This window comes from Halocatena pleomorpha (assembly GCF_003862495.1).
Classification (GTDB): domain Archaea; phylum Halobacteriota; class Halobacteria; order Halobacteriales; family Haloarculaceae; genus Halocatena; species Halocatena pleomorpha.
In genome coordinates, this window is sequence record NZ_RRCH01000034.1 from 1 (window position 1) to 22,523 (window position 22,523).

Annotated in this window: 26 protein-coding genes, 1 tRNA gene and 1 pseudogene; 12 read left to right on the plus strand and 16 right to left on the minus strand. The window is 59.5% G+C overall.

What is annotated here, in order from left to right; genetic code table 11:
- Nucleotides 1-12: 12 nt before the first annotated feature.
- Nucleotides 13-819, minus strand: a complete 807-nt coding sequence (locus EIK79_RS15155; RefSeq protein ID WP_124956175.1) for an HD domain-containing protein — start codon at nucleotides 817-819, stop codon at nucleotides 13-15.
- A gap of 99 nt (nucleotides 820-918) precedes the next feature.
- Between EIK79_RS15155 and EIK79_RS15160 the strand changes: the two genes are divergently transcribed.
- A complete protein-coding gene (locus EIK79_RS15160) occupies nucleotides 919-1,335 on the plus strand; it encodes a DUF5789 family protein (protein WP_124956177.1) in 417 nt (138 codons plus the stop codon).
- A gap of 30 nt (nucleotides 1,336-1,365) precedes the next feature.
- Here EIK79_RS15160 and EIK79_RS15165 read toward each other — a convergent pair whose 3' ends face one another.
- A complete protein-coding gene (locus EIK79_RS15165; protein WP_124956179.1) occupies nucleotides 1,366-1,848 on the minus strand; it encodes a redoxin domain-containing protein in 483 nt (160 codons plus the stop codon).
- Nucleotides 1,849-2,007: 159 nt separating this feature from the next.
- Here EIK79_RS15165 and EIK79_RS18535 point away from each other — a divergent pair.
- The 3 genes and pseudogenes from EIK79_RS18535 to hmgB all read left to right on the plus strand — a co-directional run.
- Nucleotides 2,008-2,203: pseudogene (locus EIK79_RS18535) on the plus strand (twin-arginine translocase TatA/TatE family subunit); the annotation flags it as partial.
- Nucleotides 2,204-2,608: 405 nt separating this feature from the next.
- Nucleotides 2,609-2,681, plus strand: a tRNA-Arg gene (locus tag EIK79_RS15175).
- 180 nt (nucleotides 2,682-2,861) lie between these two features.
- Nucleotides 2,862-4,199 (plus strand): hydroxymethylglutaryl-CoA synthase, encoded by a 1,338-nt coding sequence (gene hmgB / locus EIK79_RS15180; protein WP_124956183.1) that lies wholly within the window; start codon nucleotides 2,862-2,864, stop codon nucleotides 4,197-4,199.
- A 34-nt stretch (nucleotides 4,200-4,233) separates the two neighbouring features.
- Here the strand turns inward: hmgB and EIK79_RS15185 are convergent, their stop codons facing one another.
- Both EIK79_RS15185 and EIK79_RS15190 read right to left on the minus strand, forming a co-directional pair.
- On the minus strand, nucleotides 4,234-5,496 hold the full coding sequence (locus EIK79_RS15185) for a Glu/Leu/Phe/Val family dehydrogenase (protein WP_124956185.1): 1,263 nt from the start codon (nucleotides 5,494-5,496) through the stop codon (nucleotides 4,234-4,236).
- A gap of 76 nt (nucleotides 5,497-5,572) precedes the next feature.
- Nucleotides 5,573-6,406: an HpcH/HpaI aldolase/citrate lyase family protein gene (locus EIK79_RS15190; RefSeq protein ID WP_124956187.1), complete on the minus strand. Its 834-nt coding sequence runs from the start codon at nucleotides 6,404-6,406 to the stop codon at nucleotides 5,573-5,575.
- A 145-nt stretch (nucleotides 6,407-6,551) separates the two neighbouring features.
- Between EIK79_RS15190 and EIK79_RS15195 the strand changes: the two genes are divergently transcribed.
- Nucleotides 6,552-7,343: a winged helix-turn-helix transcriptional regulator gene (locus tag EIK79_RS15195; RefSeq protein WP_185715666.1), complete on the plus strand. Its 792-nt coding sequence runs from the start codon at nucleotides 6,552-6,554 to the stop codon at nucleotides 7,341-7,343.
- Between the two features lie 15 nt (nucleotides 7,344-7,358).
- On the opposite strand, the gene EIK79_RS15200 is transcribed toward EIK79_RS15195, so the two are convergent.
- Complete coding sequence (locus tag EIK79_RS15200; RefSeq protein ID WP_124956191.1) at nucleotides 7,359-7,562, minus strand: DUF7573 domain-containing protein; 204 nt, start codon at nucleotides 7,560-7,562, stop codon at nucleotides 7,359-7,361.
- A 75-nt stretch (nucleotides 7,563-7,637) separates the two neighbouring features.
- Between EIK79_RS15200 and EIK79_RS15205 the strand changes: the two genes are divergently transcribed.
- On the plus strand, nucleotides 7,638-7,850 hold the full coding sequence (locus tag EIK79_RS15205) for a hypothetical protein (RefSeq protein ID WP_124956193.1): 213 nt from the start codon (nucleotides 7,638-7,640) through the stop codon (nucleotides 7,848-7,850).
- A gap of 6 nt (nucleotides 7,851-7,856) precedes the next feature.
- Here the strand turns inward: EIK79_RS15205 and EIK79_RS15210 are convergent, their stop codons facing one another.
- The 3 genes from EIK79_RS15210 to EIK79_RS15220 are packed head-to-tail and all read right to left on the minus strand — an operon-like array spanning nucleotide 7,857 to nucleotide 10,123.
- Nucleotides 7,857-8,834: a 5,10-methylenetetrahydromethanopterin reductase gene (locus EIK79_RS15210; protein WP_124956195.1), complete on the minus strand. Its 978-nt coding sequence runs from the start codon at nucleotides 8,832-8,834 to the stop codon at nucleotides 7,857-7,859.
- On the minus strand, nucleotides 8,831-9,583 hold the full coding sequence (locus EIK79_RS15215; protein WP_124956197.1) for a coenzyme F420-0:L-glutamate ligase: 753 nt from the start codon (nucleotides 9,581-9,583) through the stop codon (nucleotides 8,831-8,833). Before EIK79_RS15215 ends, EIK79_RS15210 begins: the two co-directional genes overlap by 4 nt.
- 51 nt (nucleotides 9,584-9,634) lie before the next feature.
- On the minus strand, nucleotides 9,635-10,123 hold the full coding sequence (locus tag EIK79_RS15220) for a metallophosphoesterase family protein (protein ID WP_124956199.1): 489 nt from the start codon (nucleotides 10,121-10,123) through the stop codon (nucleotides 9,635-9,637).
- A gap of 103 nt (nucleotides 10,124-10,226) precedes the next feature.
- Between EIK79_RS15220 and EIK79_RS15225 the strand changes: the two genes are divergently transcribed.
- Nucleotides 10,227-11,483 carry an NUDIX domain-containing protein gene (locus tag EIK79_RS15225; RefSeq protein WP_124956201.1) on the plus strand — a complete coding sequence of 419 codons (1,257 nt, stop codon included), beginning with the start codon at nucleotides 10,227-10,229 and terminating at the stop codon, nucleotides 11,481-11,483.
- A 78-nt stretch (nucleotides 11,484-11,561) separates the two neighbouring features.
- On the opposite strand, the gene EIK79_RS15230 is transcribed toward EIK79_RS15225, so the two are convergent.
- Complete coding sequence (locus EIK79_RS15230) at nucleotides 11,562-13,004, minus strand: MATE family efflux transporter (RefSeq protein WP_124956226.1); 1,443 nt, start codon at nucleotides 13,002-13,004, stop codon at nucleotides 11,562-11,564.
- A gap of 356 nt (nucleotides 13,005-13,360) precedes the next feature.
- Between EIK79_RS15230 and ddh the strand changes: the two genes are divergently transcribed.
- Nucleotides 13,361-14,284 (plus strand): D-2-hydroxyacid dehydrogenase, encoded by a 924-nt coding sequence (ddh, locus tag EIK79_RS15235; protein ID WP_124956203.1) that lies wholly within the window; start codon nucleotides 13,361-13,363, stop codon nucleotides 14,282-14,284.
- 7 nt (nucleotides 14,285-14,291) lie between these two features.
- Here ddh and EIK79_RS15240 read toward each other — a convergent pair whose 3' ends face one another.
- From EIK79_RS15240 to EIK79_RS15250, 3 genes are all read right to left on the minus strand, one after another.
- Nucleotides 14,292-14,531, minus strand: a complete 240-nt coding sequence (locus tag EIK79_RS15240) for a hypothetical protein (protein ID WP_124956205.1) — start codon at nucleotides 14,529-14,531, stop codon at nucleotides 14,292-14,294.
- 927 nt (nucleotides 14,532-15,458) lie between these two features.
- The gene (locus EIK79_RS15245) at nucleotides 15,459-15,710 is read right to left on the minus strand and encodes a type II toxin-antitoxin system RelE family toxin (RefSeq protein ID WP_124956207.1); all 252 of its coding nucleotides are present in this window, start codon (nucleotides 15,708-15,710) and stop codon (nucleotides 15,459-15,461) included.
- Nucleotides 15,711-15,721: 11 nt separating this feature from the next.
- A complete protein-coding gene (locus EIK79_RS15250; protein WP_124956209.1) occupies nucleotides 15,722-15,940 on the minus strand; it encodes a ribbon-helix-helix domain-containing protein in 219 nt (72 codons plus the stop codon).
- Nucleotides 15,941-16,464: 524 nt separating this feature from the next.
- Between EIK79_RS15250 and EIK79_RS15255 the strand changes: the two genes are divergently transcribed.
- Nucleotides 16,465-16,683 carry a hypothetical protein gene (locus tag EIK79_RS15255; protein ID WP_148094153.1) on the plus strand — a complete coding sequence of 73 codons (219 nt, stop codon included), beginning with the start codon at nucleotides 16,465-16,467 and terminating at the stop codon, nucleotides 16,681-16,683.
- A 223-nt stretch (nucleotides 16,684-16,906) separates the two neighbouring features.
- Nucleotides 16,907-17,239, plus strand: coding sequence for a BsuPI-related putative proteinase inhibitor (locus EIK79_RS15260; RefSeq protein ID WP_124956214.1), 333 nt, complete (start codon nucleotides 16,907-16,909; stop codon nucleotides 17,237-17,239).
- 11 nt (nucleotides 17,240-17,250) lie between these two features.
- Here the strand turns inward: EIK79_RS15260 and EIK79_RS15265 are convergent, their stop codons facing one another.
- The 4 genes from EIK79_RS15265 to EIK79_RS15280 all read right to left on the minus strand — a co-directional run bounded on the left by EIK79_RS15265 (nucleotide 17,251) and on the right by EIK79_RS15280 (nucleotide 20,945).
- On the minus strand, nucleotides 17,251-18,171 hold the full coding sequence (locus EIK79_RS15265; RefSeq protein ID WP_124956216.1) for a DMT family transporter: 921 nt from the start codon (nucleotides 18,169-18,171) through the stop codon (nucleotides 17,251-17,253).
- A 33-nt stretch (nucleotides 18,172-18,204) separates the two neighbouring features.
- Nucleotides 18,205-19,137 (minus strand): NAD-dependent epimerase/dehydratase family protein, encoded by a 933-nt coding sequence (locus tag EIK79_RS15270; protein WP_124956218.1) that lies wholly within the window; start codon nucleotides 19,135-19,137, stop codon nucleotides 18,205-18,207.
- Between the two features lie 106 nt (nucleotides 19,138-19,243).
- Nucleotides 19,244-19,825 carry an NADPH-dependent FMN reductase gene (locus EIK79_RS15275; RefSeq protein ID WP_124956220.1) on the minus strand — a complete coding sequence of 194 codons (582 nt, stop codon included), beginning with the start codon at nucleotides 19,823-19,825 and terminating at the stop codon, nucleotides 19,244-19,246.
- A 481-nt stretch (nucleotides 19,826-20,306) separates the two neighbouring features.
- Nucleotides 20,307-20,945 carry a hypothetical protein gene (locus EIK79_RS15280; RefSeq protein ID WP_124956222.1) on the minus strand — a complete coding sequence of 213 codons (639 nt, stop codon included), beginning with the start codon at nucleotides 20,943-20,945 and terminating at the stop codon, nucleotides 20,307-20,309.
- A 722-nt stretch (nucleotides 20,946-21,667) separates the two neighbouring features.
- Between EIK79_RS15280 and EIK79_RS15285 the strand changes: the two genes are divergently transcribed.
- Together EIK79_RS15285 and EIK79_RS15290 are read left to right on the plus strand one after the other, a co-directional pair.
- Entirely contained in the window at nucleotides 21,668-22,282 is a 615-nt protein-coding gene (locus tag EIK79_RS15285; protein WP_124956224.1) for an SAM-dependent methyltransferase, read from the plus strand.
- 55 nt (nucleotides 22,283-22,337) lie between these two features.
- Nucleotides 22,338-22,523 (plus strand): hypothetical protein (locus tag EIK79_RS15290; protein WP_148094154.1); only part of this gene is annotated, 186 nt, incomplete at its 3' end.

Consider the following 22,523-nt stretch of genomic DNA (forward strand, 5'->3'; position numbering starts at 1 on the left):
AAAAAAGTGGTTTTAGAGCTCAATCCGTTCGAGGAGGTCGTCCTCGCGGGTGTTCATGGCGACGATACGGATGTACTCCTCGATGCCCGAGTTATTCAGCTTGGATTTCAGGAGTTCGTCCACCTGATAGACGCCGGCAGCGTCGGTCATAGTGATCTCGACAAGCACCGGATAGTCCTCACCCTCCAACAGCGCCACCTGTGTGATGGCTTGACTGGAGAGGGTATCGATGCCCCGGCCACCCTGTCTGTACGGCATCCGCGAACGTCCCTGTTCCATGTCCAGCGCGTCCGCGACCCGCAACACGCCGGCCTCAGTGGTAAGCGGCTTTTCGACGGTGTGGTGACAGAGGATGGCGTGTAAAATCTCGCCTTTGATACGAATGCGCGCCTCAGTGTCGTAAAATTCCGGAAGGATGCGGTCGAGCACGTCCGCAGCCAGCGGGATGGAGTAGTATGCGTGGCTGTCCCGGTGGATGATATGCCCGATGTCGTGCAGCACGGCGGCCAGTCCGATGATCACCGCTTCGTCAGCCTCGTCGAGTCCCTGCTGTCGCGCGCCATCAAACGTCACCCCGCCGGCCTTCAAGAGATCGTACAGACAGAGCGCGCGGTTGCGGACGATACTGACGTGTTTCGACCCGTGGTCGTTGTACCCCTTTCGTTGGACCGGATTAACGTTCTGGGCGTCGAGATATGCGGCGATCTCCGCGTCGTCGTCCACGTATTCGAGGACTGCGTTCACCCGCTCGTCCGGAAACGCGTGATCGGCCGCCGGATCGTACGTGCGTCCGCCGTTATCCAGCAGGTCGTCTGCCATAGTAACCAAACCGTCCCCAAAAACGAAAAGAATTCTTGTTGGCTTTCCGTGGCAGATGCTGGCATCACCGTTTTGACGCTCTCGTCAGTACGTGTACTAATGACCGACGACAAACGGACAACAGGCCGAGACGAGTCTGACCCGGATCCATCTCGGGTGCAAGAATCCGCCAAGAATCGCAGCCGAGAACAGGCCGAACACGCTGAACACGCGTCTCGTCAGTTGGAAGGCCGGTTCGAGGAGTTCAAATATCCCGTTTCGAGCGAGGAGCTTGCGACCGAGTACGGCGATGAGACGATCGATCTCGCTAACGAGACCGAGTCGTTGGGGAGTGTCTTTGACCGGCTTGCCGACGAGCAGTATGAGACGCCGACGGCGGTCAGAGAAGCCGTCTACAGCGAAATCACCGGCGGAGCAGCCGGCATGGAAGAATACAACGCCGAGCGCGACATCGATGCCGTCGACGCGGTCAATCAGTACGACGAAGAAACGAACGAGAACGAACGCCAGCGGTGACAAGCGGTTCTGGCTCCGATCGCTCGCTATTTATTCTGCTGCTCGAACAGCGTCTTCGACTTCCTCGTAGTCGGGTTCGACACCCGGATCGTCGCTGACCCACGCGTACGTGATCTCGCCGTCGGAGTCAATGACGAACACCGAGCGCTTTGCCACGCCGTACACGCCCATGTTCTCGAAGTCCATCGACACGTCGTAGGCGTCGATGAGTTCGTCGTTGGCGTCGCTGATGAGCTCGAATTCCAAGCCCAACTCATCCCGGAAGGCGTTCTGTGCAAACGGCGAGTCGACGCTCACACCGTACACCTCACCACCAGCACTCTTGAACTCCGCAAGCCGGTCGTTGAACGTAGACATCTCGTGTGAGCAGACGCTCGTGAACGCGCCGGGGAAGAAGGCGAGTACGATCGGTCCTCCATCCGCTTCGAGCGTCTCCGAAAGCGTGATCGAATCGACATCACCGTTTGCGAGCGGTGCAGTGAAATCGGGTGCAGTATCACCAGTTTCAGGCATCATGCCGGCTTACAACTGACAGGTGTAAATACCTCTCGTCCTTTCCGTCGTGCCATTCGACCGGCTAGGTAGGTCCACACGCGGGGACCGTACTCATGTGGACTGTCTAATAGACGAGCAAAAGGCCTATAGTGCGGAATTCACAATCGTGTAGTAGTGATGCCAACCAGCTTAGTACCCCTGTTCCCGGGGCTTCCTGGCGGGCCGGAGATGATCGTCATCCTGCTCATCGTGGTCTTGCTGTTCGGAGCAAACAAGCTCCCCAAATTAGCGCGTTCGAGTGGCCAAGCAATGGGTGAGTTCAAGAAGGGACGAGAAGAGATCGAGGACGAACTTCAGGAGATGCGAGGAGACCCGTCGTCTTCCGACGATTCGTTCAATGACGACAACGACGATTCGTTCAGCAACGAAGGGGGGTTCGAACAGGCGAATTCGCAGAGCCAACCACAACAAGGCCAGAACCAACCCACACAGAACCAACCCACACAGAATCAGCGCACACAGAACCAGCCCACACAGAATCAGCGCACTCAAAACCAACGTTCGGGACAATCGAACGCCGGTGGCTGGGGAACCTCGACCGAAGCAGGACGAGAACGCGATCGCCGATAATCAAACTCACCACTCGGAGTCAATTCCTGTCCCGATCCTTTCGGGACGCAGAGTGTACCGGGAACACCACGTCCGTCGTGAGAGAGGTTTCTCTTGATCGTTCTCATGCGTAATCGTTTTTCATTCCCTGCCCGATGATTGGTTGGGGGGGCGTGTGGCCTAGTGGACAGGGCGAGAGGTTCCTAACCTCTCGATCGCGGGTTCGAATCCCGTCACGCCCGTGCAGCGAACTGAGTGAGCGAACCGGAACGGGATTCGAAGCAGGGAATACGCAGCCGTGAACGCAACGAACCGGAACGTCTGACCGTGGTTCGAATCCCGTCACGCCCGTGCTGGAGGGTTCGACGATTGACGAATTCTCTGTCGTCAAACACTTATTGTGGCCGTTCATTGGGAAGGATATGGTTAGTGTCGGGATCGACGCGATCGAAATTCACACTGGTAAGCTGTGTCTAAATCTGGGCGAAACGTTCGCCCCCGCCCAAGGAGAGGATCCAGACAAGTACCGAAAAGGACTCGGGTTGTATACGAGTTCGTTCCCTGATTCGTATGAGGACATCGTAACGATGGGGGCCAACGCCGCCTATCGGCTTCTCGACCGGACGGGACACACGCCAGCGGACATCGGACGGATCGACGTGGCGACCGAAAGCGCGTTCGATAATTCCAAACCTGTCTCAACGTACATCGCGGGCTGTTTGGAGCAAGTATTCGACACCACGTTTCACCACGCCAACAAGGGCGAACGGAAGTTCGCCTGTATCGCCGGAACCCAGAGTTTGAACGACGCGTACAACTGGATCCGCGCGGGCCGCAATCGGGATCGGTCAGCGCTCGTGATCGCCACGGACACAGCACTGTACGCTCGTGGTGACGCGGGCGAGGCGACGCAGGGAGCGGGCGCGGTAGCGATGCTCATCAGTGAAGATCCATCCCTCGTGGAGCTGAGCCCCCAGCAGGGGTACGGCAGCGCGGACGAGACGGACTTTCTCAAACCGAACCAACAGTTCCCGAGCGTCGACGGTAAGCGCAGCGTTCAGGTGTATCTCGCTCGGATGCGGGAGGCGCTTTCGGACTACGCGTCCGTCGCTGGCAAAATGCACCCGGACGATTTCGCATACATTCCGTTTCACACGCCGTTCCCCGGCATGGTTCGGAAGGCCGGACTGTTGGGGTATCGCCACGTGATCCGCGACACGAATGTCGAGGAAGAGCTCGCCAGCGAGATCGGACGCCAGCCCCGCATGGAGGCATTCGACGACGAGGAGACGTATCTTGACGCCGTAAGCGAGTACACCGACAAGCTCAAAGACACCGAGCGCTACCGCGAGTGGTACGAACGCGTTATCGAGCCGACGCTGGACATTTCCCGGTACGTCGGCAACTGGTACACCGGATCAGTTCACGTCGCGCGAGCGAGTGCACTCAAACACGCACTCGAAACGGGCCGAGACCTGACCGAGAAACGCCTGCTCGTCGCTTCCTACGGTAGCGGTGCTCAGGCGGAAGCCCATACGGAAATGGTCCAGCCCGGCTGGAAAGACGAGATCGCCGCGCTCACTATCGACGAGCAACTCGAAGCCCGCCACGACATCACGTTTGAAGAGTACGAACACATCCACGACGTTCACAACCACGACATCAGTGAAGACGACACTGAGGAGTTCACAACCCCAGAAAACGAGTTCGTTTTCGACGGCTGGGGACGGATGGGAGAACGACAGTACCGGTTTGTGTGACACAACGTCGCGTTTGTAGGATCGTCGCCCTCGATCACGGCCAGCTGCCGGCCTGATTGAACGCACGTGCGACGCGTTCGAGCGCTACGACGTAGGCGGCGGTCCGGAGGGTCGGAAGATCCTTCTCTTCGGAGGTCTCCACGATGCTGTCGAACGCGTCCGTGATGATCCGTTCGAGTTCGTCGTTGACCCGTTGTTCAGTCCAGTAGAAGCGCTGTCGGTTCTGCACCCACTCGAAGTACGACACCGTGACACCGCCCGCGTTTGTGAGGATGTCCGGAAGCACCATAACGTCGCGCTCAGCGAGCACGTCGTCGGCGTCCGGCGTGATCGGTCCGTTCGCGGCTTCCGCGATAACGTCGGCTTGGACATCGGACGCGATGTCTGCGTCGATGGCGTTTTCGAGCGCGGCGGGAACGAGTAAGTCAACGTCGAGCGTCAGCAGCTCACCGTTGGTGAGTTCCTCTGTTGCCCCCTCATAGCCAGCGACACTACCGGTTTCGTGTTTGAAATCTTTGACCGCGGTGGCGTCGAGACCTTCCGCGTTGTAAATCCCGCCGTTCGAGTCGGACACAGCAACAATGGACGCATCCAGTTCCGCAGAGAGGAGCTGTGCAGTGATTGCTCCCGCGTTGCCGTAGCCCTGCACGGCAACAGTGGCGTCGCTAATGTCCCGATCGAGATACGCGAACGCCTCGCGCGCGCTGAGCATCGTCGAGCGCCCGGTTGCCTCGACGCGGCCCTCACTGCCACCGCTGTCGAGCGCTTTCCCGGTGACGACCCCCGGCTCGGTTGTCCCTTCAAGTGTCTCGTAGCTGTCTTTGATCCAGTTCATCTCCCGCTGGCCGGTGTTCACGTCCGGAGCGGGAATGTCCCTGTCCTCACCGATGAGCGGGCGCAACTCTGAAGCAAACGAGCGAGTAATGCGCTCTAATTCGGCTTCGGAGTACTCCTCTGGATCGATGACGATACCGCCCTTTCCACCGCCGTACGGAATATCGACTACCGCACACTTGTACACCATCCACCCCGAGAGGGCCTTCACTTCGTCGCGGGTGACGCCTGGGTGGTAGCGGATCCCACCCTTGTACGGCCCTCGGTCGCCGTTGAACTGCGATCGGAAGGCTTTGAAGACTTCGAGGTTCCCGTCATCCATCTCGACCGTGAGATTCGTTTCGAGAACACGCTCCGGGTGCTTCAACCGCTTGAGAACGTCTTCGTCGATCTCGGATACGTACTCCCCGGCGTCGTCCACTTGCTCTTGCAGACTCAAAAAGGGATTAGCAGATCCCGGCATGATTCTATCTTAGTAAGTTAGCCGTTAAACGTGTCGAATCAGGAGATATCCATACGTCGAGCGTGCGGATCAGGCGTTAGCTGCGCTGACTGTCGGGAGTGCGTTCGAGGATGTTCTCAGCCCGAGCGATGAGTGGCGCGTCGATCATCTCGTCGTCGAGGCGAAAGACGCCTCCCTCGTGCTCGTCGCGGGCGTCGAGCACCCGCTGTGCCCATTCGATCTGTTCTTCACTCGGGGTGAAGCCGTCGTTTATCACCGGGACCTGGTAGGGATGAATCGCCATTTTACCCGTGTAACCCAGATCGCGGGCGGTTTCGGTCGCTGCCGCGAGTCCTTCGGTGTCATCGATGTCAGTGAACACGGTGTCGATCGCGTCGATGCCCGCCGCGCTCGCCGCAAGGACCACTCGCTCTCGGGCGTACAACACCTCCGTTCCCTCCTCGGTCCGGTTCGCACCGATGTCGGCCGCGAGATCCTCCGCGCCAAACGCGATCGCGGCTGTTGGCTCGGCAGCAGCGATCTCCGGGGCGTTGAGGACGCCCCGCGCGGTTTCACACAGTGCACACACAGGGACATCGATGCCGACTTCCGAACACGACGCGGCGAGTTTGGTCACGTCAGAGGATGTATCGGTTTTCGGGAGCATCAGGAGGTCTAATCGGGCCGAATCGTTGGCCAGCACCGCGAGATCCTCCTGCGGTTCGTCGGTGACACGAACGCACACCGCACAGTCGGGATCGAACGCTGGATCTCCCACCACCGCAGCGACTGCTTCCCGACCGACGGACTTGTTCTCCGGTCCGACGGCATCCTCAAGATCGAACACGACGACATCCGCGCCCGATTGCGGCGCTTTTCGCATCAGTTCCGGTCGATCGCCCGGAGAAAACAGCACACTTCGTCGGGGCATGATCCTCCTATAGAAACGTGCGGCCTTGAATCCCCAGAGTTCGTGTGTCACCCGATGCATTCTACCGATACCAACAAAGCTACAAGCCCCACGTGTTATCATCGGATAGAGGCGCAGTTAACGACCTTTTGTTAGGTTGATGGTAATGATTGGAATGAAATCGGTCACCGTTTCTCGAATTACAGTCATGGCGCTCATACTCCTGCTCGTGTTCGGATCGAGTGGAGTTGCATTCGCGTCGATAGCACCTGCCCAAGATGACGATACGACGGAGCGCGTGGTATCGTGTTCGATTCCCGCGATCGATATCGATCACTTGGGTCCTAAAGCGACTGCCACCGCCGATCAGTTCGAGTCAGTGATCGATCATCCATCGACCACTCTCGCCGACCAACTTTCGAGGGACGGCACCACCGTTCCGCCGTTGTGGACGGTGTTGCTCCGGTACAGTCGGCACGACGACTCGGATCCGCTCGAAAACGAAGTCCGTAGTCGGGTGTACGACGTTATCGAGCAGTCACCGGGAACGTACATCTCCGAAGTGAGTGAACAGGTTTCGGCGACCCGGTCGACAGTGCGGTATCACGTCCGCATTTTGGAGGAGGAAGGTCTCATCGTCGGTGACGCGGACGGTGGGAAACACCGGTTCTATCCGGTTGGAAGTGACGATCCGGCACTAGAAGCCGCAATGAACGACAACGCGACCGCCCGCGTGCTCGATTCGATTTCCCGTCTCGAACCGGCTGCGGTTTCGGTGCTCGCTGACGATCTCGATCGCGCCCCTGGGACGGTCTCGTACCACCTCGATCGACTCGCAGAGGACGGCCTTATCAAGCAAGAACGGGCCGGCAACTCCGTGGTGACGAGTCTCGCTGATGGAATCCGGATCGACGCCACTCCTGCTGAAACGGAGCTAACACCCACCAACGCCGATTAACTCATCCTTCTCCGATCACGCCCACCGTTTGCACGAGACGCACACTAGTCGTCCGTTACCGTCCGCGTCGCGCCACCGCCGGTGGACGTTCTCCCCACAGTCAGAACAGGCTGCACCCTCGGGGGTCCAGTCCATAGTCGGCGTGGTCTTCGGGACTGTCGTCGCGGCGTCGCCCTGTGGCTTCTCGTTCTGGAATTCGTCCAGCGATCGATCCTTCATACCGCCTGATTGCGGCGATCGACAATAGCGTTGGCGGACAGACACGCACAAGTACTCCCGGGCGAAGATATCCGTATGGCACGTATCATTCCGGAACTCTTCGAGAGCATCCCCGAGATGGTGCAAGCGTTCGCCACCATTCTGGGAGCGAGCGTTCCACAGGCGATATTGGTGCTCTGTGGTGCACTCTTGGTCGGCGTCTCGGTACTGATTATGGGCTATCTCACCGCGGGAGCGATCGTTTCTCCCTTAGTGTCGGTTTCGCCGCGTGGCCGAGAGTATCAGTAGCCAGCGTCAACGGTCGGCTTGATCGACGGCCGTCTTAGCGAGTTCGATCGCAGTGTCGAGATCCGGGCCGAGCGGAGCCGAGACGACGACGCTGTCGGCGTGTTCGAACACCGCATCAAGTCGTCGCGTGACCGTCTCGGGCGTCCCGGCGACACAGAACGCCTCGATCATCGATTCCGTCACCGCTTCGAACGCCGTCGAAAACGCGCCCTCGCTGATGGACTCCCCGATCGTCGCCGCACGTTCCGCGTCGATTCCGTGGCGGTCAAGCACCGACTCGGACGCGCCTGCCGTGATGAACGCGACGGGGGGCCGGGCAGCCTCGCGCGCCGCGTCGGCGTCACGGGCGATCGACACGCTCGTGTACGCCGCGAAGTCGAACGCACCGCGGTCGGCCGGCCGGTCGTCCAAACCGTGTTCGACCTGTTCGCGCGCCCACGCGACATCGTCGGGATGTGAGCCGTTGAACAACAGTCCGTCAGCGTGTTTTGCGGCCATCCGGCACATGTGCGGTCCCTCGCCGCCGACGTACACCGGACTTTCCCCAGCGGTGTAGTTCAACTGCGCGTCCCGCGCTCGAAACGTTCCTTCGTGGTCAATCCGCTCTCCGGCCCAAAGCCGCTGTGTGACTTTGATCGTCTCTAATACTGACCGCAGTCCTCGCTGGTCCGCCAATCCGAGATTCCGGAGCGTCGAGCGATCGCCCGCCCCAATGCCCAGCACGGTTCGGCCGTCGCTGGCTTCCGAGAGGGTCCCCATCGTGGAAGCGAGCCTGACCGGATGGATCTCGTAGGGATTCATCACGCCCGGACCCAGCCGGATCGCTGACGTCTCACGCGCCAGTCGCGTGAGGACAACGAACGGATCGCGGTTGTTGTAGTGACAACTCGTAAACACCGTGTCGAATCCGACCTGCTCGGCGGCGGTTCCCAACTCGACAACGCGGTCGAGGTGGTGCTCGGGTGTGAGTTCGATTCCGATCATCCTCGGTACTCCCATTCTTCGAGCGCTTGCCGGACGAGATCACCGTCGTACGTCCGAAAGAGTTCGTCGCTGCCACCGTGATCGCCGAACTCGAAATCACGGATCACGACGGCGGGCGTGCCACCGTCACCTTCACCGCTCAGGAGGTTCGCCGCCGCCGCGAGTTCGTCAACCACCGCCTCGACAGTCACTTCGAGTTCGTGGCCGTCTCGGTCGTACTCACCTCGCCAGTCGCGGCTGGCCGGCAGTCCCGCCCACCCGATCGCCACGCCGCGTTGGCCGTGCCGGAACGGTCGCCCACACGTGTCGGTGACGATGACCGGCGCACCGAGCGCCGCCGACAGCGCCTCGGCGGTCGTGCTCGGCTCGGACGGAAGCAACACCAGATCCGCGTCTGGAACGTTCGAGCGGTCGATCCCGGCGTTGACTGTGATGTGACCGAACGGCGTTTCGGTGAGCAAAAACGGCGCACTCAACAGGAGATCAGTGGACTCATCCAGCACAACCTGTGCGAACCGAGGATCTTTCTCTTCGCCGGTCAGGCTCTCAAGCCGTTCAGCGATTTCGATGGCCCGAGACCCAGCCGTCACATCCGCGAGATCAACCGTGCGTCCGTTGGCCTTCGAAACGACGGTGCTCGCAACACAGATGATATCGTCGGCCCGCACGTCGACGCGCTCGTCGATCAGCGCCCCGAGATCGTCACCGGCTCGAATCTCCGGGAGATCGGGCACCGCAAACACGTTCATGTCACGCTGAACGGACGGCGACCGTATAAACGGACGCGATACCGGAGGTTCTCACCCCTCACGGACCGTTACCGTTAGCTCCCCGTCTTCTACGTCAGCGACCAGCATCGACGGTTTCGACGCCGGTGAGGCCCCCGTTGCGCTCCCCGGATTCAGTAGCCGCACGTCGTCAACGGTCGTGTCCATGAGCTGGTGGGTGTGCCCGCACACGCCGACCGTCGGCCCGTCTGCGTGCGCCGCGACGGTCGTGGCGACCCGCGTTTCGTACTCGTCGAGCGATCCCGTTCCGTGCATGACGACAAACCGAATCCCACCGAGATCGACGGTCTCGACCGCTGGGAGATCGAGACGCTGGTCCATGTTCCCCTTAACAGCGGTCAATGAATCGGCCACCGCCTCGATCGAATCGAACGCGTCGGGTGAGTCGAAATCACCCGCGTGGATGGTGTGGTCGGCCTGTTCGATCTCCGTCCCTACCCAGTCCGGAAGCGTCCGCTCCCGTGAAGGGATGTGTGTATCGCTAAGGATTGCAACACGCATGCGTGCGGAACATCCACCGGCGTACATAAATCTCCCGGCCACGATCCGGTTTCCCTGTCGGCTGTGAGGTGTGTTGATAGGTTCCGGGAACGAACGGGTGTGTATGGACGAAACCCACGTCGTAACGTGTTTTCTCCGGCACCGCGCGTCGGTACTGTTGGTCCGGCGCAGCGACGCCGTCGGCTCGTACTCGGGACTGTGGGGCGGCGTGTCGGGGTACGCTGAAGGACAGCCCACCGAGCAAGCTCACAACGAGATCGACGAAGAAACCGGTCTCACGACCGCTCGGTGCGTGCGGTCTGGGGAGCCGCTGTCGGTTACCGACGATCGCTACGACACCGAGTGGATCGTTCACCCGTATCTGTTCGACTGCGACAGTCGGGCGGTTGAGCCGAACAAGGAGATTGCCGAATACGAGTGGGTGTCTCCCGTCGAGATCCACCGCCGTGAGACGGTTCCTGGTCTCTGGGCAGCCTACGAACGGGTGGCTCCCACAGTCGATACCGTCGCTGCGGACGACGAACACGGCGCGGAGTACCTTTCATTGCGCGCGCTCGAACTGCTCCGAGACGCGGCGAGCGTCCGAGAGTACGGGACTACCGACAGATCGCTTTCCCAACTCGCGCGCCGATTGCAGACAGCACGTCCGAACATGTCTGTCGTCGCCACCCGCATCAATCGGGTGATGTACGACGCCGGTGCGGACGCGTCGGTGTTGGGTGCTGCTGAGCGCGCGATCAAACGGGTGCTTTCTGCGCGCGACCGGGTTACGGAGGCTGGTGTCGATCAACTGCCTGAGGAGCCGACCGTGCTCACACTTTCCCGGTCCGGCACTGTCCGGCGGACGCTCGAACGAGTCGAGGGAGCACTGGACGTTTATGTTGCCGTATCGCGCCCCGGTGGTGAAGGGATCGCAGTCGCGGAATCACTCTCGTCGACGGCCGACGTGACGCTTCTTCCCGATGGGGCGATCGCACACGCGCTTTCGACTGCGGAGATCGATGCGGTTCTCCTCGGCGCGGACACCGTACTGGCGGACGGTCGCGTGGTGAACAAAGTCGGAACGCGCACGGCTGCGATCGCCGCAGCACACGAGGGAATTCCGGTGTATGCCGTGACAACCGAGGATAAGATCCGCCCTGAACAGCAACGAACTGATTCACCGGACCAGCCCGTCAATTCGGGAGGCGGCGAAGCGACCGTCTACGACGGAACTGTGGATCTCGACGTGCTCGCGCCCATCTTCGACGTAACTCCGGCTGCTCTCATCACTGTCGTCACCGAAGACGGTCCCCAATCGGTGGCCGACATCGAACGCACCGCAACGCGCCACCGGGAGTACACGACCTGGGACCAGTAGATCGACCTTCGAATGTCAGAATTAGAACCGCAGGCGATACAGATCCGCTTACAGTGAACCGTCGATATGGTTCAAAATCTAATCGCTACTCGGACTTGCTGATGGCCGGTGTGAACGGCTGATCTCCTTCCACTTGCCGGCCGAAAACCGGTAGTAGTTGACAACTGCGGGCACGAACATCCCCGTGATGATCGCCAGCCCGAGTCCGAGCAGTCCGAGTGGCGTGACCGCTCCAACGTACGCCAGCGGGATGGCGATCGCGTAGCCAAGCACCTGTCCGTAGAACGGCCAGCGCGTGTCTCCACTCGCTCGTAGCGGTCCCGTCGCCGTCCGTGATAGGCCTCGGAACACGATTCCAACACACGTGGCGTAGATCAACGACACTGCAACCGGCAGCGACGGATCGGTGGGGCTGCCGACGAACACCGTGGCGATCGGTTCGGCGAAGACGAGCACGATCGCGGAGGAAACGACGTACACCGCGGTTCCAAACTGCATCACGTCGTAGCCGTACGCTTCGGCCGTCTGTTCGTCACCCTGTCCGAGCTGTTGACCCACGAGACTGCTCGACGCGAGGCTGAATCCCCATCCGGGGGTGTTCATCAGGTCTCGCACCCGCTGGGCGACAACGAACGCCGCAACGACCGTGGTTCCGAACATCCCGACGATCGCCATCAGTGGGAACTCGCCAAGCCGCCACACGAGGTTCTTCCCGATCATTGGCGAGCTGATTTTCACGAGCTGTCGCACCGTTGGGCCGTCGTAGTAGGTGCTTCGTGGTGACACACTCACGGGAAGCACACCGATTCCAGGGAGCTGCCCCACGACCAGCCCCGTTGTGAACGTCGCCGTGACAACGATGTTCGCTAGTACCGTGCCGATCGCCGCTCCGGTCACACCAAGCCCAAGCCCGAAGATCAACACCGCGTTGGTTCCGATGTTCATCACTGCTCCACCCGCGCGGATAACCATCGGTGTCCACGCGTCGTCGGCACCGACGAGCGTGCGGCTTCCGATGAGGTTCAGTCCGGCGAACGGCACGCCGAGGGCGACGACCCGTAAGTACTCCGCCCCCAGCGCGATCGTTGCCGGGTCGTTGCTGAGCAGCCCGATGAATGCCTCCGAAAACGTCCAAAAGGCGGCCGCAACCGGGATCGTGAGCGCGAGCACGATCGTGACGCTGGATCGAACGGCCTGCCCGATCCTTCCTTCGGCGTCGGCTCCGTATCGCTGGGAGACGAGTGAAATCGTTCCGCTGGCAACGCCACCACCCAGCGCGAATGCGATCCCCCAGTACGGCGACGCGAATCCGACGCCAGCGATTCCCGCCGTCCCGACGGCGACGCCGACCATCGCTACGTCAACCGCGTTTTTCGACATCCGAGCGAGGCCGGTAACGATACGTGGCCACGCCAACTCAGTCGTGCGGCGCGCTCTCCCGCGCTCAATCACGCCTGCACGAACGAGTGCGAGACCTACCCAGTACACCACGAGTCGAATCGGATTCGGAATACGTCCCACAGAAACCAGTTGGTCATACAACAGTGAACCCAAAAACGCTTCTGCAACCGGAACCGACAGCCAGAGAACGTCTCACAAGCTATCTGAATGGTAATTACTGACAGTCTCTGCTTGGAAGTATCTCCGGTGAAGCAGCCAGAACAACGAGGTCTTTTGGTACCGGGTGTTCTACTCCGTCACGGTGGTGATGACGAGGCGTTACCCCCGCTGAGCCCCTTGTGATGAGGGTTTTGAAACGACCGAACCACCGCTTCCATTTCCATTTTCATTTCCATTTCAGTGTTCATCTCTCGCCTGTGATCGATCCGAGCGTCGGCTCCGGCGGTGTTTTGTACGCGCGCACTGACTGATCGAACATGCAGATCGGCGTTCACGACTCTATCGCGTTCAGCTTTGATCCCGAACGGATCGCCGCGTTTCTCGAATCGCACGGCCACCAGTGTACGGTGCTCGAAGCGGGCGATTCGGTGGCCGGCGAGGGGTACGACTGTGTCGTCACGTTCGGTCATGAAGACGCGTTGCTCGATGCGCCGTGGGTGCACTGCATCCGCGCGGGTGTCGATGCGTTCCCGTTCGACCGATACGCCGAGACAGAGACGGCGCTTACTCACAGTCCGGGAATTCACGCCACGACCATCGGGGAGACGGTGCTGGGGATGGTGCTGTCGTTCGCCCGCCGACTCCACCGGTATCGGGATCGCCAACACGCCAACAACTGGGAGATCGAACCGTACGATGCGACGTTCACGGTGCAAGACGAGACGGTCTGTGTGGTCGGACTCGGTACGCTCGGTGAGGGCGTGGCGCTCCGGGCCGACGCGCTCGGGATGACGGTTCGGGGCGTTCGCCGGGAACCCAAACCCGTGCCGGGGGTTGATGAACTGTTCCGTCCGGACGAACTCCACGACGCGGTCGCTGGCGCTCGGTTCGTGGTGTTGTGTGTCCCCCTGACCGAGGATACTGAGGCGATGATCGACGCCGACGTGTTCGCGGCGATGGACGAGGACGCCTATCTCATCAACGTCGCTCGGGGTGGCGTCGTCGCGGAAGACGCGCTGCTCGACGCGCTCGATGGGGACGAAATCGCTGGCGCGGGACTCGACGCCCACGCTGAGGAGCCACTTCCCGCCGACTCGCCGCTGTGGGGGTACGACGACGTGATCATCACGCCCCACGTCGGCGCACTCTCGAACACGTATCACGAATCGGTCGGGAAGCTGGTGGTTGCCAACGCCGAGCGCCGCGAAAACGGCGAGTCGCTGTCGGATCGGGTCGTCTAATCGGTCGCTACTGTACCCCGATCTCGATGTCGTCCGCCACGTCCCGCATGATCGCGTCGCACAACGGGCAGTCGGGCACGGCGACGGCCGACTCGTCGCCCGTCTCGACGCCGATGCGGAGCGGTGACTCACAGTCACACGCCGGACACGAGTCCGCTCGACGCCAACCGTACAACAGGATGGCTTGCTCGATGCCGTCGTTGATGTCAGCGATACCTTCAAGGTCGTTTGGATCAGAATCGAACATGGTCTTCTGCCTCGTGTGGAGACCACAGTCGGGTGCTTCCACCACCCGGCACCCACACAATCCGTGTGGTACTTTCAACGTGTGCGGCCTCCGATTCGATCCTTGCTCCGTTATGGTATAAAACTCTAGGCTATTGGTTGAATCGTGTCGTTGGGTTGGTTTGTCTGGGCGCTTCGAGAGCGGCGGCTCTCGGTTGGGTGTGGCGGCAGAACTGGTAGGTTCGGTCCAGTGGGCGTGGATGTGACTGGTTGGTTGGATTTTGACGCCTCGGTGGGTGGCGCAGTTGCACAGTCGGTATACTAGCAGTGGACGGTGACAGTGGTCCGCTCTACTGTCTTGGTCGCTGCTGACACAGTTGAAAGCGATGATTCTCCGGTTCACGAAGCAACGCAACGAAGCGTTTCAATGCCTTCGTCGCTGCTGGCACAGTTGAAAGTCCCGCCCTGCGAAAGATAACGTCCTCTGGCAAAGGGTTGCAATGCCTTCGTCGCTGCTGGCACAGTTGAAAGCGTACAACGCTGCGCTGTCGGCCATCGAAAATAAAGTTGCAATGCCTTCGTGGCCGCTGGCACAGTTGAAAGCGCATCTCGCGGATTTGCTCAGTCGTGGGATTGAACCGTTGCAATGCCTTCGTGGCCGCTGGCACAGTTGAAAGAGGGGGTGAAAATCTGTCCAGAGGTCCAATAAAGCTTTCTCTATCGGTCTCAGCGCCACCTCTCTTCGTGGACCCCCCCTGTACACAGATCATAAAAAGGTCCACGAAGTAGCGGCAACACGTTCCGCGACAGTACTCGATCCCGCCCGAGACAGTCCGCCGCCCAGTGTACTTGGCGGTCGCAACTCATCGGAGCGCCGTTGAATACGTCTTTCGTCGTCGTGAGCACGCCCTGCCCTCGAACCGTCGCGTCTCGTCGGTCGATAGATGCTTCAGTCGTAAATGTTGCGTCGGTGTCCCACGTCGTGAATTTTGATCCGATCACTGTCGCCATCGTAGTCGACGATCACACGGTAATCCCCGACGCGAATGCTCTGGTGAGGGGAGTTCGAGAGTGGCCGCAGGTACCGCTCGGGATCATCGCTTACTTCGTTCAAGAGTTTGGTTTTGATCCGCTGCTGTGCCGCCGTAGATAAGTCGTTAAGCTGCTCCCGTGCAGTCAGAGAAATATCGACACGCGTCATCGTCGTTTCCGTTACGCATCTTCAAGCGAGACGAAATCATCATTCTCGAAATCTTCCTCGCTCCGTTCGATTCGGCGGAGTGAGGACGCGGAGAGACGTGGCTGTTCGAGCATATGCCGGAGTGCATCGCGTGCGAGTTCGCTGCGGTTGAGATAGTGGGGGTTCTCTTTGAGGTAGGCATCGATATCCTCCTCCATTCCGTCCGGGATCTTGACTGTGAGTGTACTCATGCTAACACGCTCAACGTTCAATGTAATATTATGCTGTATAGTTTATAGGCGTTATGCCGCTGATCACGGTGAAAGCTGCTGGATTCTGTGGTGGCTGGCGATATTCAAAGAAGGTACTGGCTGGTGTTGTCGTCGGCTCCCCCAGCAACCGCCTTGATGTCCTCTTGTAGCAGGTTGAACTCATTGCCTGAGTAGCATAGCTACACCGGTGTTAGAACTGAGATTATAATAACTCCAGTTATTATAATCTCCATTCTCATCTTCTCGCGGAGTGAGTGGTTCAAATAATCAGGGACAGTTCACATCAGATACCAATGATCGGCCTTCAGTCTCGCTCGGGACCCACGGTTTCGTTGTCAAGACAGACAACTACGACTGTTTCAATGCCTTCGTGGCCGCTGGCACAGTTGAAAGTTTATAAAGGTCCACGAAGTAGCGGCAACGCGTTCCGCGATAGCACTCGATCTCGTCCGAGACAGTCCGCCGCTCGGTGTACCTGACGGTCGCAACTCCTCGGAGCGCTGTTGGATACGTCTTTCGTCGTCGTGAGCACGCCCTGCCCTCGAACCGTCGCGTCTCGTCGGTCGGCAGACGCTTCAGTCGTCGCTGTTGTGCTGAAACACGACGACGCCGACTACTATCTAATTCCTGAAGAAAAATCCGATGAACCTGTGATCACACCGCGGACACTTCTCGTGACCGTTCTCGATGTCTTTCCCGCACTCGGGACACTCCCCCTCTGACATGGCTTATTCCAAGGTTCTATCGCATGATTAAATTTCGTACATTTAGACGTTAGCTTATTAGTCATTTGAAGGTATTTTATCATCCATTGTTCTCGATCGTCGTTGTGAACGACTGCTGTAGACAGACGAGACCGAAATTCGCTCCTCTTGCAGACCGACGCTGTAATCGTACTTCGTGACGACCCATCGAATTATTTGTGTGGAGGAAAATATAGCTTCCATGCTCGACGGACAGCTCACGATTGACACCGATCAGCCGATTCAGTTCGCGTTCACCGTGATGAACACTGGTGACACCCCGATCACGCTTGAGTTCAGCGACGCTTGCAAAGCTGATTTCGTGGTGTTGAACGACGCCACACAACAGGAACGTTGGCGGTGGAGCGAGGGGCGGATGTTCGCGCAGGTCCTTAGCGACCTCACCCTGTCGCCAGGCGATGCTGAAACGTTCGAAGCCACGTGGGACGATCCCGCTCCCGGCACCTACACCGCTCGCGCGGAACTGACTTCAGACGAATCATGTGCGGCGGCCGCCTCGTTTTCGGTCCCATAAGCTCTTGATGCTCACCGTGCGCTGCTGACGACGGAAATCCCGATTGCCATCACGACGCCGCCAATCACGAACAGCGGGCTGACTGTCTCACCCAGAACGACGACACCGAGCGCGACACCGACAACCGGCTGGGCGAAGAAAAACACCGCGACTGTTCCGGCGTCGACGTATTCTAGTCCCTTGTACCAGAGATACCACGCGATGGCCGTGCTGAAGACGCCGAGATACACCACCGCGCCCAGCACCGCCGGCCGCCCCAGAATCCCAATCAGATCGATCGAGACCGACGCCAACTCGATCGGCACCAGAACGCCCAGCATGGGCACTGCGAGGATCGTCGAGTAGGTCGCTGTCTCCAGCGCGGAGTACCGACGCACCAGCGGCTTGCCGTACACCGTATACGCCGCCCAGCCGAGACTCGCAAGCAACAGCAGCCCGATCCCGTAGAGCTGCCCACCGGCGACGTTGACACCGTACCGATCACCGACGACGACCACCGTGCCGATCGTTGCGAGGGCCATCCCGGACAGCTTGGATCGGGTCAACGACTCACCGAGGAGACGCACCGCCAGCACCAGCGTGAAAACAGGCGTCAACACCGTCAGCAGCGCGCCTTGGCTCGCAGTCGTGAGCGCCGTGCCGAGAAACTGTGTCGCCATCGTCACCGCGACCCAGACGGCGAGCATGCCGAACCGGTACCACTCCGCCCGGCCGAACGACCGCGTGGGTTTCGTGAGCCGAACGAGCACGAACAGCGTTGCCGCACCGAGAACGACGCGGATGAATGCGAGCGTTAGGGGCGGAATCGCACCGAACCCCCACTTGCTGACGACGTACATTCCACCCCACAGCGCGGCCGCACACAGCGGCGCGAGAAGATAGCGCTTGGCACGTCTCTCACTTTGACCGTCCTGCGTCGAGCGATCACCCATTATGGATTCAGACGCGCCAGAGATTCCTGAGTTTCACTCCACGCGATCGATCAACTGCCGGGCAACCTTCCGAACGGAGTCGTCGCTCGATAGTTCGTTCTCCCAGCCCAGATCGAGCAGTTTGTCGATGGGGAGCAACACTGTTGACACGTCGCCTTCCCAGCCGCGCTCGCCGCCGGTGTATTCGTAGTCGGGATCGAGACCCATCTCTTCGCTCACGATGTCCGCGATCCGATCGACCGACGTCGTGGACTGCGTCGCGAGGTTGAACGTGTTGACCGGTTCGTCCGTGTGTTCGACCACGTGGCACATGGCGTCGACGCACTCGGTGACGTGCATGTAGGATTTCGTCTGCTTGCCGTTCCCGAGGATGGTGAGCGTCTCGGGGTTCTCGGTCAGTTTCTCGACGAAGTCGGGCACGACGCCAGCGCCGAACCGGGGACCGACGATGTTGGCAAAGCGGAACGTCCAGACGGTGAACTCGTGGGTGTGACCGTACACCGAGAGCAGCGCCTCCTCACCGAGTTTGGTCGCGCCGTAAACGCTGATCGGTTCGAGTGGGCCGTACGTTTCAGGCGTCGGTTCGCCGGCTTCGCCGTACACCGTACACGAGGAGGTGAACGCGACGTTCGAGACGCCAACGTCCTGCATCCGTTCGAGGATGGTGTGTGTCATCCGGCTGTTGGTCTCGAACTGTTCGCGTGGCTCGTCGGTGTCGACGTACTTGTCGGCGGCGGCGAGATGGAACACCGCGTCGACATCGGGAGTGATGGCGTCAGCGACGACCGCCGGATCGGTCAGATCGCCCTCCATGAACGATACCGAGTCGGGCACCGACTCGCGGACGCCGTTCGATAAGTCATCAACCACGAGCACGTCGTTGTCACCGGCGAGTCGCTCGGCAAGCACCGAGCCGATCAGTCCCGCGCCACCGGTAACGACGAGGCGCTTTCCGCTGAGATCCATACCGGGGTATGGTGGCGATCACAGTAAGTGTATTCCGATACGTGGCAGCTCTGTTCGACCGGACGACACGATCCAGCGCTATCGATCGGGAGCGCTGCTGTGCTGGTCAGTCGCTCGTCTGTAGCGTCGGGTCCGATCGGGAGTGTTCCGGAACGTGAGCGACGCCAGCATAGGTCACGAGTTCCCGGCCCAGTTGGTCGAGCCGGTCGGCTGTCGACTGGTCTTGCACGCCGCTGTCGGTGATCAAGGTGTGTGAGTTGGGGATCGCTACCTCCGTCGGGAGGGTCCACGCGTGCAGCGTCCGACAGACCGCCCGGAGGTGGGCGAGTGCCGTCCCCGGAAACTTCCCACCAGCCACTTCGAGCAACCCGACGGTCGTGTCCGCCAATTCCTCGCGCCCACAGTGATCGAGGGCGTTTTTCAGTGCTCCCGAGTAGGAGCCGTGGTAGTTCGGCGTGCCCAACACCACGCTGTCCGCTTCAGCGATCGTCTCTGTGAGTCGTTCGACGTTCTCGCCCCCGGTCTCGGCGTTCAACGTCGGCAGCTCCAGAGCGCGGAGATCGAGCAGTGTTGTCGATCCGCCCGCCTCTGTAGCCGCCGCTAGAACGTGCTTCAGGGCGATCCGGGTTCGACTCTCATCACGGAGACTCCCACAGAGGGCGACGACGCGGGGCTGTGTGCTAGTCATCGCTGTGGAGTAGACGATCAAATCAGTAAAACGTTCCCTGAAACAATATTTTGAAAGGGAGGTTACAGAACCATCGGCAGCCGCCTTTGGGAGAGTCGGCTCAGGGGAGGTCGAAGTCGATGCCGTCAGCGATCGTCCGGATTACGGCGTCACACAGTTGAAAGAGGGGGGTGAAAATCCGTTGAGCGATCCAATAAAGCTTTCTCCATCGGTCTCATCGACCGCCCTCTTCGGGGACCCCCCTGTACACGGATCTTACAACGGTCCACGAAGGGTAACGGCAACGCGTTCCGGAACAGGTGACCTCCCACGAGTCCCACACCCAGATGATGCACGTGGTCTGATACAGTATTTTCGTCCTGTGGATGGTACTCCGTCCCCAAATCACCGCCGGATTAGTCGACCGGAATGCGACGGCGATCACCACACTGGCAGGCGGGGAACCCCGCCGTGTCCGAGACCGAACTGCGGCCTGCCAACGTCAGCGAGTCGCGCGGTGCAGTCGATCGACGAGCGAGCGATAGACGGTCTCGGTTTGATGTTCGAGCGCCGGTAGCTCCCACCGGTCAGCGAGTTTGAGCAACCGGTCGCGGTTGGCCTTCCCCCGTTCGATGGCCCGCTCGTAGCCGTGGACGGAATCGATCGGGACGTGAAAGACGAACTGGGAGAACGCCAGTTCGCGCGCGGAAAACCGTCCAGCCGCGACGAACTCTGCTGGCCGCGTTCGGTCAGGCAGGTCCTGTTCGATGAAATGATCGATCGCCGCCTGCGGATAGCCGAAAAACCACCCCAACCGGCGATGATACTCCGGACGATCGTGCACTTTCTCGGGCAGATAGCTGATTCGCAGGGGGTCACGCGCCACATACCACGACGACGACGGGGCAACACGCCCGTGTGCCAACTCTAACTGATCGAAAAAATCGATCGGAGAGTGAGCCAGTCGCTCCCACGGCTCCGTCGAAACGATCGTCCCCGGCTTCTCACCGGCCAAAACCAACGCCAACCGAAGCGGCTCCCTGTCGTCTTCGATCCCCTCGAAATAGCTGAGAAAGTCCGCGACCGCCGCCCGCTGGGTGAACGTGAGATCGATCTGTCCGATCGCCTGATTAGTCGCCATGCTTCTTACTTCACATCTTATTGATGAAATAAAATTCGAAACCGGTAGCGCAGATTACTTATTGTATCTATGTTAATTCAAATGTATCTGAATGGTTTATCGCCGCAGTATGGGCACATACCCATCTGTTTGCCGTCTTTGATGTCTTCGTTTTCCAGCTTGACGTTGCAGCTGGCACAGAAGTTCGTCATACACTCTCCTCTAGATGTTTTCTCACCTCCTATGTCTATAATAGTATTGTATATTAGAAAATAAATTCGATAATGTGGGTTTGATGATCAATACGCTGTGACGTTGGCTTGGCGTGGCTGTGGGGTGACGGCCATCGTAGATGTCGTGTTTCAACATTGGGTTGTAGTCGACACAGTTGAACGATACGTCCCGCAACGATCATCCTCTCACCGACATCCACACCCGGATAATGATAGTTTTGTGATAGTGTTATCGTACTGCGCATAGATCCTTACATCGCCACCGAGCGAGACGAACAGGGACGCGGCAGCGATCATCGAACTAACGAGGGATCCCGGTGTTCGAGATCAGCACACGGCGACCCACCGTTTTACAGAGGCCGCCGTTGCATTCGGCTGATAACACGACGACAGACAGCAATGGCTCTGTTGAGAGTCCCACTGGTTCGACACTTATGGTCGCTGTAACAGCCGTCTGGTGGTCTCCGAACTAACCGGCATCATTACCTTCCGTGAAAGAGCCGTTCGGTTATGGAGTTCGCCAACCGAGAACGGATGTACGGACAGGACGAGTATTACTGGGGGACAGAGCCGAACGAGATGGCCGAAAAGACGGTGGAACTCGCTCCAGAAACCGAATCTGATGTGACGGCGATCGACGTTGGTGCTGGCGAAGGTCGGGATGCGGTGTTTTTCGCTGAACACGGATGGCGCGTGTATGCGCTGGAGGTTTCTCCCAACGGCTTGCTGAAGGCCGAACGCCTCGCTGAGCAGCGCGGGGAGCGCATCCAGACTATTGAAGCGGATGCGAACGACGCCACTCTTCCGGAACCGGTCGACGTGGTTTACTCAGCTGGTGCGATTCAGTATATTCGCCCCGAGAATCGGGAACGTCAGTTCGACCATTTCAAGCAGAAGACGGCTTCTGCGGGTGTTCATGCCCTGTTCGCGTTTGTCGATCACCCCAATGTTCCGACAGCGCCGGATTGGACAGAAAACGAGCATTTCTACGCACGCGGTGAGCTGATGGAGTATTATCAAGACTGGAACGTCATCGAGTTTGAGGAGGTGATCTTCGACGACGAATCAGCTGGAGAACCACACCAGCACGCGGCAGAGATACTGTTCGTACGGAAGCCGAACTAGATGATTCTATATTTTCATTTTGAAATATAGTACGTTGGTGCATATTTTATTGGGCATGGCAATCGAAGACGTGGACATCATGGCCGATCCCGACCGCCTCGTCTCGTTTGATCTTGGATCGTTCTCCAAAGACGATGAGATCACGGTTACAGTGGATGGTGAGACGTTTTCAGGACCAATAACGCGCATCGACACCTGTGACATCCTCCTCGCCGTAAACGGCGAGGCTTCCCACGCAGTA

Excerpts from the sequence above, each read along its gene's own strand:
- EIK79_RS15285 (WP_124956224.1), top strand. The coding sequence starts at position 21,668 with ATGGAGTTCGCCAACCGAGAACGGATGTACGGACAGGACGAGTATTAC.
- ddh (WP_124956203.1), top strand. The coding sequence starts at position 13,361 with ATGCAGATCGGCGTTCACGACTCTATCGCGTTCAGCTTTGATCCCGAA.
- EIK79_RS15215 (WP_124956197.1), bottom strand. The coding sequence starts at position 9,583 with ATGAACGTGTTTGCGGTGCCCGATCTCCCGGAGATTCGAGCCGGTGAC.
- EIK79_RS15210 (WP_124956195.1), bottom strand. The coding sequence starts at position 8,834 with ATGATCGGAATCGAACTCACACCCGAGCACCACCTCGACCGCGTTGTC.
- EIK79_RS15220 (WP_124956199.1), bottom strand. The coding sequence starts at position 10,123 with ATGCGTGTTGCAATCCTTAGCGATACACACATCCCTTCACGGGAGCGG.
- EIK79_RS15195 (WP_185715666.1), top strand. The coding sequence starts at position 6,552 with ATGATTGGAATGAAATCGGTCACCGTTTCTCGAATTACAGTCATGGCG.
- EIK79_RS15155 (WP_124956175.1), bottom strand. The coding sequence starts at position 819 with ATGGCAGACGACCTGCTGGATAACGGCGGACGCACGTACGATCCGGCG.
- EIK79_RS15205 (WP_124956193.1), top strand. The coding sequence starts at position 7,638 with ATGGCACGTATCATTCCGGAACTCTTCGAGAGCATCCCCGAGATGGTG.
- EIK79_RS15240 (WP_124956205.1), bottom strand. The coding sequence starts at position 14,531 with ATGTTCGATTCTGATCCAAACGACCTTGAAGGTATCGCTGACATCAAC.
- EIK79_RS15225 (WP_124956201.1), top strand. The coding sequence starts at position 10,227 with ATGGACGAAACCCACGTCGTAACGTGTTTTCTCCGGCACCGCGCGTCG.
- EIK79_RS15270 (WP_124956218.1), bottom strand. The coding sequence starts at position 19,137 with ATGGATCTCAGCGGAAAGCGCCTCGTCGTTACCGGTGGCGCGGGACTG.
- EIK79_RS15245 (WP_124956207.1), bottom strand. The coding sequence starts at position 15,710 with ATGACGCGTGTCGATATTTCTCTGACTGCACGGGAGCAGCTTAACGAC.
- EIK79_RS15165 (WP_124956179.1), bottom strand. The coding sequence starts at position 1,848 with ATGCCTGAAACTGGTGATACTGCACCCGATTTCACTGCACCGCTCGCA.
- EIK79_RS15280 (WP_124956222.1), bottom strand. The coding sequence starts at position 20,945 with ATGGCGACTAATCAGGCGATCGGACAGATCGATCTCACGTTCACCCAG.
- EIK79_RS15185 (WP_124956185.1), bottom strand. The coding sequence starts at position 5,496 with ATGCCGGGATCTGCTAATCCCTTTTTGAGTCTGCAAGAGCAAGTGGAC.
- EIK79_RS15260 (WP_124956214.1), top strand. The coding sequence starts at position 16,907 with ATGCTCGACGGACAGCTCACGATTGACACCGATCAGCCGATTCAGTTC.
- EIK79_RS15275 (WP_124956220.1), bottom strand. The coding sequence starts at position 19,825 with ATGACTAGCACACAGCCCCGCGTCGTCGCCCTCTGTGGGAGTCTCCGT.
- EIK79_RS15200 (WP_124956191.1), bottom strand. The coding sequence starts at position 7,562 with ATGAAGGATCGATCGCTGGACGAATTCCAGAACGAGAAGCCACAGGGC.
- EIK79_RS15250 (WP_124956209.1), bottom strand. The coding sequence starts at position 15,940 with ATGAGTACACTCACAGTCAAGATCCCGGACGGAATGGAGGAGGATATC.
- EIK79_RS15160 (WP_124956177.1), top strand. The coding sequence starts at position 919 with ATGACCGACGACAAACGGACAACAGGCCGAGACGAGTCTGACCCGGAT.
- EIK79_RS15190 (WP_124956187.1), bottom strand. The coding sequence starts at position 6,406 with ATGCCCCGACGAAGTGTGCTGTTTTCTCCGGGCGATCGACCGGAACTG.
- hmgB (WP_124956183.1), top strand. The coding sequence starts at position 2,862 with ATGGTTAGTGTCGGGATCGACGCGATCGAAATTCACACTGGTAAGCTG.
- EIK79_RS15265 (WP_124956216.1), bottom strand. The coding sequence starts at position 18,171 with ATGGGTGATCGCTCGACGCAGGACGGTCAAAGTGAGAGACGTGCCAAG.